At 38.4% G+C, this 13,685-nt stretch carries 13 protein-coding genes; 7 read left to right on the forward strand and 6 right to left on the reverse strand.

The window, feature by feature from the left end:
* Positions 1 to 8 precede the first annotated feature (8 nt).
* Entirely contained in the window at positions 9 to 1,115 is a 1,107-nt protein-coding gene (locus FLJC2902T_RS06610; protein WP_035677727.1) for a Glu/Leu/Phe/Val dehydrogenase dimerization domain-containing protein, read from the reverse strand.
* A gap of 199 nt (positions 1,116 to 1,314) precedes the next feature.
* Here FLJC2902T_RS06610 and FLJC2902T_RS06615 point away from each other — a divergent pair, with 199 nt between their 5' ends.
* The 4 genes from FLJC2902T_RS06615 to FLJC2902T_RS15760 all read left to right on the forward strand — a co-directional run bounded on the left by FLJC2902T_RS06615 (position 1,315) and on the right by FLJC2902T_RS15760 (position 7,266).
* Positions 1,315 to 3,063, forward strand: a complete 1,749-nt coding sequence (locus FLJC2902T_RS06615) for an ABC transporter ATP-binding protein (protein ID WP_023579013.1) — start codon at positions 1,315 to 1,317, stop codon at positions 3,061 to 3,063.
* A 73-nt stretch (positions 3,064 to 3,136) separates the two neighbouring features.
* Positions 3,137 to 3,517 (forward strand): PUR family DNA/RNA-binding protein, encoded by a 381-nt coding sequence (locus FLJC2902T_RS06620; RefSeq protein ID WP_023579014.1) that lies wholly within the window; start codon positions 3,137 to 3,139, stop codon positions 3,515 to 3,517.
* Positions 3,518 to 3,652: 135 nt separating this feature from the next.
* On the forward strand, positions 3,653 to 6,166 hold the full coding sequence (locus FLJC2902T_RS06625; RefSeq protein WP_023579015.1) for a cation-translocating P-type ATPase: 2,514 nt from the start codon (positions 3,653 to 3,655) through the stop codon (positions 6,164 to 6,166).
* Between the two features lie 95 nt (positions 6,167 to 6,261).
* A complete protein-coding gene (locus tag FLJC2902T_RS15760; protein ID WP_023579016.1) occupies positions 6,262 to 7,266 on the forward strand; it encodes a PliI family lysozyme inhibitor of I-type lysozyme in 1,005 nt (334 codons plus the stop codon).
* A gap of 50 nt (positions 7,267 to 7,316) precedes the next feature.
* Here the strand turns inward: FLJC2902T_RS15760 and FLJC2902T_RS06635 are convergent, their stop codons facing one another.
* Entirely contained in the window at positions 7,317 to 7,649 is a 333-nt protein-coding gene (locus tag FLJC2902T_RS06635) for a tRNA-binding protein (protein ID WP_155958873.1), read from the reverse strand.
* Positions 7,649 to 8,122, reverse strand: a complete 474-nt coding sequence (locus FLJC2902T_RS06640) for an Mpo1 family 2-hydroxy fatty acid dioxygenase (RefSeq protein WP_023579018.1) — start codon at positions 8,120 to 8,122, stop codon at positions 7,649 to 7,651. The genes FLJC2902T_RS06635 and FLJC2902T_RS06640 overlap by 1 nt, the downstream gene beginning before the upstream one ends.
* An 83-nt stretch (positions 8,123 to 8,205) precedes the next feature.
* On the opposite strand from FLJC2902T_RS06640, the gene FLJC2902T_RS06645 reads away from it, so the two are divergent.
* The 3 genes from FLJC2902T_RS06645 to FLJC2902T_RS06655 all read left to right on the forward strand — a co-directional run bounded on the left by FLJC2902T_RS06645 (position 8,206) and on the right by FLJC2902T_RS06655 (position 10,994).
* Complete coding sequence (locus tag FLJC2902T_RS06645; RefSeq protein WP_023579019.1) at positions 8,206 to 8,760, forward strand: thioredoxin family protein; 555 nt, start codon at positions 8,206 to 8,208, stop codon at positions 8,758 to 8,760.
* 275 nt (positions 8,761 to 9,035) lie between these two features.
* The gene (locus FLJC2902T_RS06650; protein ID WP_023579020.1) at positions 9,036 to 10,598 is read left to right on the forward strand and encodes an FMN-binding glutamate synthase family protein; all 1,563 of its coding nucleotides are present in this window, start codon (positions 9,036 to 9,038) and stop codon (positions 10,596 to 10,598) included.
* A gap of 6 nt (positions 10,599 to 10,604) precedes the next feature.
* Positions 10,605 to 10,994 carry a GreA/GreB family elongation factor gene (locus tag FLJC2902T_RS06655; protein WP_023579022.1) on the forward strand — a complete coding sequence of 130 codons (390 nt, stop codon included), beginning with the start codon at positions 10,605 to 10,607 and terminating at the stop codon, positions 10,992 to 10,994.
* 40 nt (positions 10,995 to 11,034) lie between these two features.
* Here the strand turns inward: FLJC2902T_RS06655 and FLJC2902T_RS06660 are convergent, their stop codons facing one another.
* From FLJC2902T_RS06660 to FLJC2902T_RS06670, 3 genes are all read right to left on the reverse strand, one after another.
* A complete protein-coding gene (locus tag FLJC2902T_RS06660) occupies positions 11,035 to 11,556 on the reverse strand; it encodes a hypothetical protein (protein ID WP_023579023.1) in 522 nt (173 codons plus the stop codon).
* Between the two features lie 38 nt (positions 11,557 to 11,594).
* Entirely contained in the window at positions 11,595 to 12,611 is a 1,017-nt protein-coding gene (locus tag FLJC2902T_RS06665) for a hypothetical protein (protein ID WP_023579024.1), read from the reverse strand.
* A gap of 131 nt (positions 12,612 to 12,742) precedes the next feature.
* Positions 12,743 to 13,675, reverse strand: coding sequence for a peptidylprolyl isomerase (locus FLJC2902T_RS06670; protein ID WP_023579025.1), 933 nt, complete (start codon positions 13,673 to 13,675; stop codon positions 12,743 to 12,745).
* Positions 13,676 to 13,685: the final 10 nt, after the last annotated feature.

The raw sequence follows: 13,685 nt of genomic DNA on the forward strand, positions 1-13,685 counted from the left end.
TTCAAAAACTACTTTACAGCGTTTTCTTTTTTTCTTGCATCGATACGCTCCTGCGCCATTCTCATAGCCGCCTGGTGTGTAGTAATGTTATTTTCTTTAGCATAGTTGAAGATATCTAACGTAGTGTTGTAGATATTTTCAGTTCTGCGCATTGCTTCTTCTTTACCGTAACCTGCGATTTCACCGTAAACGTTGATGATTCCACCGGCGTTGATTAAGAAATCCGGAGCATATAAAATGCCTCTTTCCTGTAATCTTGCACCGTGAACCTGCTCAACAGCCAACTGGTTATTTGCAGCACCCGCAATAACTTTAGCTCTGATTTTTTCGATAGTATCGTCATTGATCGTAGCACCTAAAGCACAAGGAGCATAGATATCCACATCAGCACTGTACAAATCGCCACTGTTGAAAACTTTCGCACCGTATTTGGCACCAACTTCCTGTAAACGAGCTTCGTTAATATCGGCAATCTGAACTAGCGCACCTTCTTTAGTGATTAATTCCACTAAAGTTTCACCAACGTGACCAATACCCTGAACCAAGATTTTTTTACCTTCTAAATTATCAGATCCAAACTGATATTTCGCAGCAGCTTTCATTCCCATATAAACACCATAAGCCGTTACCGGAGAAGGGTTACCTGAACCACCTCTTGACTCGGAAATTCCAGTCACATAAGGGGTATAATCTCTGATCAAGTCCATATCCGCTGTAGTAGAACCAACGTCTTCAGCAGTAATATATTTTCCGCTTAATGAATTTACAAACTGACCGAATTTAATAATAAGTTCCGGAGTCTTATCCACTTTGGAATCACCGATAATAACCGCTTTTCCTCCACCCAGGTTTAAACCTGAAATCGCCGACTTGAAAGTCATTCCGCGAGACAAACGCAAAACATCATTTAATGCTTCCCATTCATTCGTATATTTCCACATCCTTGTCCCTCCCAAAGCAGGTCCTAAAACTGTGTTATGAACACCAATAATTGCTTTTAAACCAGTATCTTTGTCGTGACAAAATACGATTTGCTCATGATTATCAAATGAAACCTGACCAAAAACAGGGTCGATTTTATGAAGCTCACCAGCGTTTGTAACTTCTGTTATCATGTTGTAAATGTTTTTATAAGTTGAATTATATTCAAAAACAGGATGCAAAATTACACCTTTATTCAGAATATTTCAATATGAAAAGTCTATTTTAATTTTTAATTAATATTTATTTTCAGAACAGATTAATCGTTTTTAAAAACACATCTCAATCTTTTTAACATTTTAAATGAGATTTCCTTAAGAAACTTAAAATACAATGAAAGAACTTCAATATTTAAACAAATATTTTATAAAATACAAATACCGTTTTCTTCTCGGAGTTATTATTACCATAGTAGCACAATTCTTTACTTTATACACCCCGAAATTAGTTGGAGACTCCATTAAAGTTTTGGAGCACAGTAAATTATCACCAGAGGCTATTCAAGCCGTGCTGCTTAAAAATATCATACTGATATTAGTCACCACCTTAATTGCCGGTTTCCTCACCTTCCTTATGCGCCAGACATTAATTGTGATGTCTAGGCATATTGAATTTGATCTGAAAAATGAAGTTTTCCAGCAATACGAAAGACTTACACAACATTTTTACAAACAAAACCGTACGGGAGATTTAATGAACCGCATCAGTGAGGATGTTGGTAAAGTGCGTCAGTATGTAGGTCCGGCCGTAATGTATTCGATAAATACGATTATCCGTTTTGCTGTGGTAACCGTTCAAATGTATGTGGTTTCCCCGGAATTAACCCTGTATTCGTTGTTACCATTACCTATTTTAGGCTACAGTATTTTCAAAATCAGTTCCGAAATTAACAAACGAAGCACTGCCTATCAACAGAATTTATCAAAACTCTCCACTTTCACGCAGGAAATGTTTTCCGGAATAAGGGTGATAAAAGCGTATGCCATCGAAAACGACAAGCAAAAAGATTTTGTTACATTATCAGACGAAAGCAAAACTAAAAACCTGGACTTGGCAAGAGTACAATCACTTTTTGGTCCGCTGATGATCCTTCTGATCGGAATCAGTAATCTTGTTGTAATTTATGTGGGGGGAATGATGTACATCAACGGTTCTATTCCGGATATCGGTGTAATCGCTCAGTTCATTTTATACATCAACATGTTGACTTGGCCTGTAGCTTCCCTGGGCTGGGTTTCTTCGATGGTACAAGAAGCCGAAGCCTCTCAAAAACGAATTAATGAATTCCTGAAAGTGGTTCCGGAGATTCAGAATACAGTTGATGCAAAATCCGACATCAACGGAAAAATAGCTTTTGAGAACGTTTCATTCACTTATGATGACACCAATATTGAAGCGCTTAAAAACGTATCATTTACCATCAACAAAGGAGAAACCCTGGCTATTTTAGGCAAAACGGGCTCAGGAAAATCGACCGTTCTCTCACTTATAAGTCGGTTGTACGATGTAAAAGAGGGTGAAGTAAAAATTGACGAAACCGATATCAGAAACCTCAACCTGTATGATGTGCGTGACCATATCGGCTTTGTTCCGCAGGATGCTTTTTTGTTTTCGGATTCGATAAAAAACAACATCAAATTCGGAAAAGAAGATGCCACCGACGAAGAAGTTATCGCAGCAGCCAAAAAAGCGGTTGTTCATAAAAATATCGTAAAATTCAAAAACCAGTACGACACCGTTTTGGGAGAACGCGGAATAACCCTTTCAGGCGGACAAAAACAGCGCGTTTCCATTGCACGCGCACTGATTAAAAACGCTCCCATCCTACTCTTAGACGACTGTCTTTCAGCCGTTGACACCGAAACAGAAGAAGCTATCCTGAACAATCTGATGGAATTCTGCAAAGATAAAACCACCATTATTGTGAGTCACCGTGTTTCATCGGCAAAAAACGCCGATCAGATAATTATTCTGGAAGACGGAAAAATAATTCAGCAGGGATCACACTATCAGCTTGTAAATCAGGAGGGTTATTACAAAGAATTATTCTATAAGCAACTTTCGGAAAAAGAAATGCAATAAAATGTTGGATATTTTGGTTTTTTTTTAGATTTTTGGTTTCTACTTAACACAATTAATATTTGACAGAAGGATTATGAGAGAAAATGATTTGTTAGAAAAAGAAGAAATTTTTTCTAAAGTTTTAAGAGCCGGAAGAAGAACGTATTTCTTTGATGTAAGAGCGACTAAAGCTGACGATTACTACATCACTGTTACCGAAAGTAAAAAATTCACAGAAGAAGACGGTTCCTTCCATTTTAAAAAACACAAAATCTATTTATACAAAGAGGATTTTGCCGCTTTTAAAGAGATTTTAGACGAAATGACTTCCTATGTGTTAAACCATAAAGGTGAAGAAGTGATTTCAGAAAGACACCAAAAAGATTTCAAAAAAGAATATTTCAGCGAAAGAACCGAAGAAACTGAAACAAAAGTTTCCGGAAATTATACCGATATCGATTTTGACGATATTTAATAGTCCTTCGAAAAACATATAGCCGAAAGTCCAAAGTTGAGAAATTTTGGACTTTTTGCTTTTACAAACCGACTGCTACCCTCCCGTTATATGGCAGAAAAAACGTAAATTTGAGTAGAACGTTAGCCGATAACAATGTCTGATAAAATAAATATTCCCGAACACCTCACCGGTTTAAACGACAATGAAGTCGCTGCATCACGAAAACAGTTTGGCAGCAACGAACAACTTAACAAGCCACAATACCATTGGTGGCGGGCATTGTTCGAATTACTGAAAGAACCCATGCTGATTTTACTGGTAGCGATTTCGGTAATTTATTTTATTCTCGGACAAAACAGTGAAGCCTGGTTTATGCTGAGTGCCGTTATCGCCGTTTCCGGAATCTCCTTTTATCAGGACAACCGCAGCCGAAAAGCACTGGAAGCATTGGAAGCCCTAAACGAACCGCTTACAACCGTACTCCGAAAAGGCAAAAAAATAAGCATCCCCACAAAAGAAATTGTAATCAACGATTTGGTCATCGCCGAAGAAGGCAACTTAATCAATGCCGACGGTGAAATTGTTCACAGCAACGATTTTTCCGTAAATGAATCTTCTCTTACCGGTGAAGCTTACTCTGTTTTCAAATCGGAAAAAACAGAAGATAAAAAAGTATTCAGCGGCACTTTGGTCGCTTCCGGTTTGGCTGTTTTCCGCGTTACCGAAATTGGCAGCGGCACGGTTCTGGGAAAACTAGGTTCTTCCCTCATCAATATTAAAGAAGAAGCCACTCCCCTTCAGCAACAGATTGAGCGTTTTGTAAAAAAAATGGCCTATGCGGGAATTGCCGTTTTCGTATTGGTATGGGCCGTTTATTTTTGGAAAACCAACGATATTCTTCACAGTTTGCTTAAAGGACTGACACTTGCCATGTCCATACTTCCCGAAGAAATTCCGGTGGCCTTTACCACTTTTATGGCCTTAGGTTCCTGGCGGCTGATGCAGGAAGGCATCATCGTAAAAAAGACCCGAACCGTGGAAACCTTGGGAAGTGCCACCGTTATCTGTACCGACAAAACCGGAACACTGACCGAAAACAAAATGAGCCTGCAGGCCGTTTATGCTTTTGCCAACAATCAGCTTTCAAAAGAAGGAAACTGGAACGATCCGGAAATCCGAAAGGTTATTACAACGGCGATGTGGGCCAGCGAACCCGTTCCGTTTGATCCGATGGAAAAAACACTGCATCAGGAATATGAAAAAATAACACCCGTTGACGAAAGAACATCCTTCAAGATGTTTCACGAATATCCGCTTGACGGTAAACCACCCATGATGACCCATTTGTTTCAGAACAAAGAAGGAAAACGCATCATTGCCGCAAAAGGTGCCACCGAAGCGCTTCTTACAATATCCAACCTCAACGAAACACAACGCAACCAAATTCTTCACGTTTCCGATTCATTGGCTTCTAATGGTTTCAGAATACTGGGTGTGGGTTACTCCGATTTTGAAGGAAATGATTTTCCGGAAACCCAACAAGAGTTACCGTTTCATTTTGTGGGACTGATTGCTTTTTTTGATCCGCCGAAAGCGAACATCCATAAGGTTATCCAACAATTTTATGATGCGGGCATTAAGGTGAAAGTCGTTACCGGTGACAATAACATCACCACAAAAGCCATCGCGGAAAAAGCCGGAATTGCGGAAGCTGAAAAATTCGTAAACGGAGCCGATTTAATGCAATTGAACAATTCGGAACTGATTCATGTCATCAACAAGACAACCCTGCTCACCCGAATGTTTCCTGAAGCCAAATTATCAATAGTCAACGCATTGAAAAACGACAACCAGATTGTGGCAATGGTTGGTGACGGTGTTAATGATGGCCCGGCACTGAAAGCTTCACACATCGGAGTTGCCATGGGACAAAAAGGAACCGAAATCGCAAAAAGTGCCGCCGATCTTATTCTTATCGACGATGATTTATCAAAAATGATTGTGGCCGTGGCAACAGGAAGACGTATTTATACCAACATAAAAAAAGCGGTGCAATATATTGTTTCCATTCATATTCCTATCATCCTTACCGTGTCGCTTCCTTTGTTTTTAGGCTGGCAGTATCCCGATATTTTCACCCCGGTTCACGTTATTTTCCTTGAATTGGTAATGGGTCCGATGTGCTCCATTGTATACGAAAACGAACCGATAGAAAAAAACAGTATGCAATTGCCTCCCCGCGCGTTACGCAGTACCTTTTTATCTTTCAGGGAAATGAGTACGAGCATCCTTCAGGGATTGGCGATTACCATCGGAATTCTTTTTATGTATCAATTCAGCGCTCAAACTTACGCAAGCGAACAACTGACGCGAACCATGGTTTTTACGACTTTGGTATTTGCCAATATTATATTATCACTTGCGAATCGTTCCTTTCTCTACTCGATTTTCACCACATTGGAATATAAAAACAACATAATGTTAGCTTTGAATAGTGCCACACTCAGCTTATTGGCGCTGATTTTATACCTGCCCGTTACGGCTGATTTTTTTAAAGTGGAACCGCTTTCCGTTTCGCAATTAGGAATTTGTCTTTTGGTCAGTTCGGTCTCTGTTTTGTGGATTGAAATTTTGAAATGGAAACGGAGAAAAAGACTTCTGAAGTAAAAAACTATTTTGACAATACTAAAACAACAGGATTCAGTGTTTTAAATAGTTACGAACCGGTTTCGATTATGCTGCAAACGAAAAACAATTAAAAAATGAACATTTTAAAAAACATCACATTCATTACATTAGGATTTATTACTCTGGCAAGTTGTAAACATAATCTGAAAACAAATGAAAAAGCACACGAAACCATAGAAAAAACAGCACAATCCGATGATTCGCCGGTATTAATGGGAGACTATGTTTCTGAAGGTTACACAAAACGAAATGAGGGTTATGATTGGGTTGCCGTTTCTGTAGAACAAAAATCGGACAGTACAATCCATATTTCCGTTCGTTCCCGCGCCGATAAGAAAAAACCAACCTGTACTTTCGATACTGACGCGATCAGAATAAACGACAGCCTATTCAAAAGCACTATCGATGGTAAAAGCATTTTGTTTGCTTTTAAGAACAACACAATCAATATCGCTACTGAGAATAATGATGACAATACCATCCTGAATTATTACTGTTCCGGCGGAGGAAGTTTGGCAAACACCTACAAAAAAACAAACGACCCTTTGGATGAAAAACAAATTGATCCGAGAGTATTCTATAAAACATTGACTTTTCAAAATATCGGATTTGATATCAGTTCAACCGGAAGAGGTTCCCTGCAACAGCTTACCATTCAACCTTACGGGTTAAAAACAGACAACAAAAAAATTAGGATGGTAGTTGACGGAACCGTTACAAACGCAGAAATTTCAGATTTGGATTCAGACGGATTTCCGGAGATTTTAATTTACACTACGTCCGCCGGAAGTGGCAGCTATGGAAATGTTATAGGATATTCGGTAAATAACGGAAAGTCTCTCAGTCAAATTTATTTCCCTACTATTTCTGATAATCCCAAAGCCAACAAAGGGTATATGGGACACGATGAATTTTCTATTGCAGAAAAAAAACTCATTCAACGTTTTAAAACCTATAATGAAGAAGATCCCAACAGCAATCCCACGGGAAACATACGCACTATACACTACAAACTGGAAAAGGGAGAAGCATCAAAAAAATTTGTTGCAGATAAAATAATTGAGTCCTCTGCAAAATAAAACTCATTCGATATCACTTTACTAAATCCCCATTGTTATCGTTACTGGATTTACCCAATCCGTAAACCATTTTCAACTTTAACATCCGGAGCCAGTAACACAATATCATTATCCGCCCCGACAGATCCCAATACCAAGCATTCGCTCATGAATTTCCCGATCTGTTTTTTCGGAAAGTTGACCACCGCTACTATTTGTCGGTTTACCAATTCGTCTTTAGTATAGCGTTTGGTGATTTGTGCCGATGATTTCCGGACACCTATTTCGGCTCCAAAATCTATGGTGAGTTGGTAAGCTGATTTTCGGGCTTCGGGGAAATCGTTGACTTCGATGATTGTACCAACGCGCATTTCCACTTTTTCAAATTCTTCCCAGGTAAGCATTATCCTTTATTTTTAGATGAAAACAGATTTTCCATTACCCATGCCGGACCAATCAGTAAAAACTGAATATCCTTTAAAAACGACGGTTTTTTTCCTTCCAGCTGATGACCGTAAAATTGTCCTGTCCACGCCAAAATAAAAATGATCAGGGAAACTTTCCACAACAGATACTGAAAACCGATAACATAATTTACAATGATGCAAATCGCGGAGAAAACCGAAATCTTAATGGCCATCCATAACGACAATCGGGAATAAAAGAACAGTACAAAAAACAATACCACAACCGCCCAATTGTCGATCATTGGTTCATGAAAAGGCGAAATCCGTTGCAAAATTCCACTCGGAATACACATCAGCAATCCGATAATGGAAAAATAAATCGCCGGAACACAAACGAAATGTATTTTTTTATTTACGGGATTCTGATGACTGACCTCATATTCATCAAACCATTGCTGCAACGTTTTCATTATCTGTGAATTTACCGCACTAATGTAAAAAATAATTTCGAAAAATTTATTTTTGTCGTAATTTGGTACAAACAAAACACACCATGGCACGCACACCTTCCAACATGCTACCGCTGGGCACTATTGCACCCGAGTTTTATCTGAAAGACACCTATTCGAGTCATTCGTTTTCTTTCGCGGATTTAAAAGGTAAAAAAGGCACCCTTGTCATGTTTATTTGCAACCACTGTCCGTTTGTACACCATGTAATTGATGAAGTAGTGATGCTAGCCAACGATTATCACGTACAAGGCCTTGGCATTATTGCGATTTCAAGTAACGACATCGTTAATTATCCAGAGGATTCTCCGGAACTGATGCAGGATTTCGCAATGAAACACCGATTCGAGTTTCCTTATCTCTTTGATGCCACACAGGAAGTCGCCAAAGCATACGATGCGGCCTGCACTCCCGATTTTTATTTGTTCGACAATCAGGATAAATTAGTCTATCGCGGACAATTGGATGACAGTCGCCCCGGAAACGGTATTCCTTTAAGCGGAAATGATTTGCGTGGTGCGATTGACGGCGTTATTTACAACCGAAGCATCAATCCGAACCAGAAACCAAGTTTGGGTTGTAACATAAAATGGCGTTAAAATTACAGGCAAATCATTTACTTTTATTAAATTAGCATTGTAAATAAAAACCACAAACTTTGCAAGTTACACTCACATCTTTAGTTCTTATGGAACACTCTTACATCAAGAGTGGTGTAACGCTGTTGTTTTCACACAGCAAGGCCTTCATCAATTAGGCCTCCGTCTGCTTTCTGATTTCTCTTTAGACGGAGGGTTTTCTTTTTAACACGCACTATTTTTTTTGCAAAAGAGTAATCTTCTGCGATATTTCTTTTTACATCATATTTTTTATCATGGCTCAAAAAAAACTTTTTAGCAAACTGACTGCACGCCAAATTATCTGGATGATTTCCATTGGGTTTCTGTTGGGAACTATTTTTTTGTTATATCAGTACAAAGCATATTTCACATTCCTTATCGCACCTATGGTTATTTTATCAATTGTTTTGACAGATAGCTTTCAGACAAAACATTCCGTTCGAAAAAATTATCCGCTGATTGGACGGTTACGTTATATTTTCGAATCCTTCCGACCCGAATTTCGTCAGTATTTCTTTGAAGGGGAATTGGACGGAAAACCTTTCAACAGAAGACAACGATCTATTGTTTACCAAAGAGCAAAAAACGAAAAGCAAACCATTTCCTTCGGTATGCAGGACGACCCAAATCGTATCGGCTATGAATGGGCAGCTCATTCCATGTATCCCAAAAAAACAAATATTGAACAATTCCGAACCATAATCGGTAATTCACAATGTCTGCAACCTTACAGCGCAAGCATTTATAATATCAGCGCGATGAGTTACGGTGCTTTAAGTAAAACCGCCATAACCTCCCTAAACAAAGGAGCGCAATTGGGTAATTTTGCACACAACACCGGCGAAGGCGGCATTAGCGATTATCACTTGCAGGGCGGTGATCTGATTTGGCAGATAGGAACCGGTTATTTTGGATGTCGGGATGAGAAAGGTGGTTTTTCGGAAACCCTTTTTGCCGATAAAGCCAACTATCCTCAGGTGAAAATGATTGAGCTGAAGCTTTCCCAAGGAGCAAAACCCGGACATGGAGGTTTGCTTCCCGCTGAAAAAAACACTCCTGAGATTGCAGCCATCCGAAGCATTAAACCACATACAACGGTTCATTCGCCTTCGGGACATACGGCCTTTTCAAATGCTCACGAACTGATACTTTTCATTGACAAACTTCGTACTTTGTCCAAAGGCAAACCGGTTGGTTTTAAAATTTGCATCGGTCGTAAAGATGAATTCATAGACATTGTCGAAGCCATGATAAAAACCGGAATTTACCCTGACTTTATAACTGTAGATGGCGCTGAAGGAGGTACCGGAGCAGCACCTCTGGAATTCATTGACTATATGGGAATGGCGCTTTCTGATGCGGTAGTATTCGTAAACAGGACATTAACCCAATTTGGAATTCGGGAACATATAAAAATCTTAGCTTCAGGAAAAATCATATCCGCATTTGATATTGCGAAAACAATAGCTTTAGGTGCAGACGCCTGCTACAGTGCGCGGGGAATGATGTTTGCTTTAGGATGTATTCAGGCCTTGCAATGCGACAGTGGAAAATGTCCTGTGGGTATTGCAACTCAGGACAAATCATTATACAAAGGACTTGATGTAACGGATAAAAGTGTACGTGTGGCGAATTTCCATAAGAACACTTTAAAAGCACTCGGTGAATTTATTGGAGCTTGTGGTTTTGATACGCTGTCGAAGATTACTCCCGACGTTTTTTACAAAAGGACAGACCTTAACTCCAATCAGAATTTTACAGAAATCTACTTTAGTGACCGCATAAAATCAAAAAGAGAAATTATTAATTTAAACTAACCTATTATGAAACCTATTCCAACATTTACGGTAGCCGAGTATCAGTTACTTCGAAATCTGGCCAAACAAAAAATTAACTCCAGCAATGCCAAAGACATGGCTCTTTTAAACGGCGAATTGGACAGAGCGGTTATAATTAAAGACGGCGTTATTGAAAATAACATAATCCGGATAAATTCTTTTGTAACGGTAGAAGATATACCTGCCAAAAGGCAAATGAAATTTCAAATTGTTTTACCGTCATTGGCCAATGTAAAAGAAAATAAAGTCTCTATTCTGGCACCTTTAAGTATTGCCATAATTGGATTTAAGGAAAAAGATCGGATAGAATGGGAATTACCTGCGGGAATAAAAACGTTAAAAATAATTGCTGTTGAAAACCTTTCTGACAATTAGACCTCTTTAAGAACACCTCATTTTTTTGAAGGTGTTTTTTTTATCTCCTCTCCAAAACTACATCAATCGGTCTGTTGGCTTTTCGTCCGAACTGAACCGTTTTATCACTCTGACTTGCGCACAACACATACATATTAAAAGCAAACAACTGTATGATTTGTGTTTTGTATTTTTTATTTGGATCTTCTATTTTAACGCTGAAATTGTCTGCCGGAAAAGTAGCGGCAACGGATAATAGATAATTGTCTTTCGCGTATGGGAAAAACCAACGTGCCTTTGGATTTTCAGTTGTTATCTTATTTCCGTTTTCATCTATCTGATAGTTCATGGAAAACTGAAGCGGTTTGTCACTGTCCCTGAAACTGTAGATATTATTTAGATTAATCACCTCTTTTCCTAAACTGTCAACCACTGTAATTTTCAGATTTTTGACATTTTCCTTTTTTCCGTCTTCATGAACATCCAAAACCAGATAGGACGTAAAATCAAAGCCACAATGCATGGCAGGAATCTGAGCTTTAACGGAAATTGTCAGGAAAAATAAAAAAATCAGGTAACGCATTTTGTATGTTTTGATAACGCAAAGGTACAAAAGCGGGGTTATCTATAAGCATTTTTCATTTCAATCATAATTTCTTTGTATATGGTTTTGATGCTCATTTCTTTATCATCAACGTATTTCCCCATCATATCAAACACAATTTTTGTATTGGGTGATAATCTTTCATATTCCTTCTCACCTACTTCCTCCGAATAATAAACACTCATGAGTTTGGCAGCGATTCCTCTGTTTATTTCAGCTTCCAAATCAACATCTAGGTATTTCGGACGAAGTAAAGCTGTTTTCAATTCCTTATCATAATATTTCCGAAACAATTTGGATGTAAATGAACTTGTTATCCCCTGAAATACTGCTCTTCTATAATTCTCATCCCAATGCACATCAAAATGCTTCGGAGTATCATTGATGTCTTTTGAATAGTAACCGATAAGAAAATTGGTGATTTTTGGCCCCTCATCAACAAACGTAATCGATTTATTCACGTAGTTGTTCAGCGGATCAAAATAAATATTTACTTTTGCTTTTACGGTTGTTCTGAAAAAGTCGTTAAACTTCTCATCTACTTTATTCAAAATCAATTCATTGTTAAATTTTTCAAAATCTATCTCTTCTAATTTAACAACATTGTTTTTACTCTTTTGATGAAAATCAGCCAATAAAACAGAAAGCGTATCCATCCGTGTCGCATACCATTTAAAGTTATCGTTCAAATCTTCAAAATCGACGTTTTTCCTGATTTTATACGTTTCATTTTCAAAACACAGGGCTATGGAAGGCAGATCAACTCCCCAGTACTTTCCTCCTCTTATAAAATCTATTAACGGATGATTCCTTAGATTGCTGTATTTTTTCCTGGACTCAAAATAGTAATCGTTAACCATATTGCGATAAATCGAATCGGCTTCTCTATCTTCCACCGCCATATTATAGGCGTTCCTGAAAAGTGAGATCCGGTCGTCAATTTGAATTTGAGCGGTCGCTTTAGTTATTTTCTCTTTTTTACTGGCACAGGAAACCAATAGCACTGACAATACGATTACAAGTCTAATTTTCATATTTTAAGAAAAAAATTACATATTTAAATTTCAAATATAAAAAAAACGCTCAATCAAAAAAATTGAAAGAGCGCTTTTATGATAATAATTTTACGTTTACATTCCTGTAATTTGCATTTTATTAATAGTGCTTATTTCACATCCATCAATTCCACATCGAAAACCAACGTTGCGTCAGCAGGGATTACACCTCCTGCGCCACGAGAACCGTAAGCTAAATAAGAAGGAATGACAAAACGTGCTTTATCACCAACCTGTAATAATGCGATACCTTCGTCCCATCCTTCGATAACCTGACCTCTTCCTAATGCGAATTCGATAGGTTGCTTTCTTTTATAAGATGAATCGAAAACCATTCCGTTATCCAAAGCACCTTGATAGTGAACTGAAACTGTTTTACCTTTTTCAGCCTGTTTACCGTTTCCTTTCTGGATGATCTGGTAACGTAAACCGCTTTCTGTTTTCTGGAAACCGGCAGCCAATTTTTCCAATGCTTCTTCAGCCATTCTTTTTTGTTCAGCGATTCTTTTCTCTCTTGAACCTTCAAATGTTCTGAAAGCTTCGATGGCATTCCACTTTTCAGCATCTGCTCCTACACGAACAATTTCCAATGATTCGATGATATCACCCTGAACAATGGCGTCAACAATATCCTGACCTTCCACTACGTGTCCGAAAACAGTGTGTTTGTTATCCAACCATTCCGTTGGAATATGCGTAATGAAAAACTGAGAACCGTTTGTTCCGGGACCTGCATTTGCCATAGACAACACTCCTGGTCTGTCGTGTTTCAATTCCGGATGAAATTCATCATCAAACTTGTAACCTGCGTCACCCGTTCCTGTTCCTAACGGACATCCGCCCTGAATCATGAAATCAGGAATAACACGGTGAAATTTCAATCCGTCATAATACGGTTTTCCTTGTGGTTTTACATCGTTTTCTAAATTCCCTTCGGCTAAACCAACAAAGTTTCCAACCGTACCCGGTGTTTTATCATGAGTTAATTTTACTAAAATAACCCCTTTTGAAGTATTAAATTTTGCGTAAATTCCGTCTTGCATTTTGTTTTGC

It is taken from the genome of Flavobacterium limnosediminis JC2902 (assembly GCF_000498535.1).
GTDB classification, from domain to species: Bacteria; Bacteroidota; Bacteroidia; order Flavobacteriales; family Flavobacteriaceae; genus Flavobacterium; species Flavobacterium limnosediminis.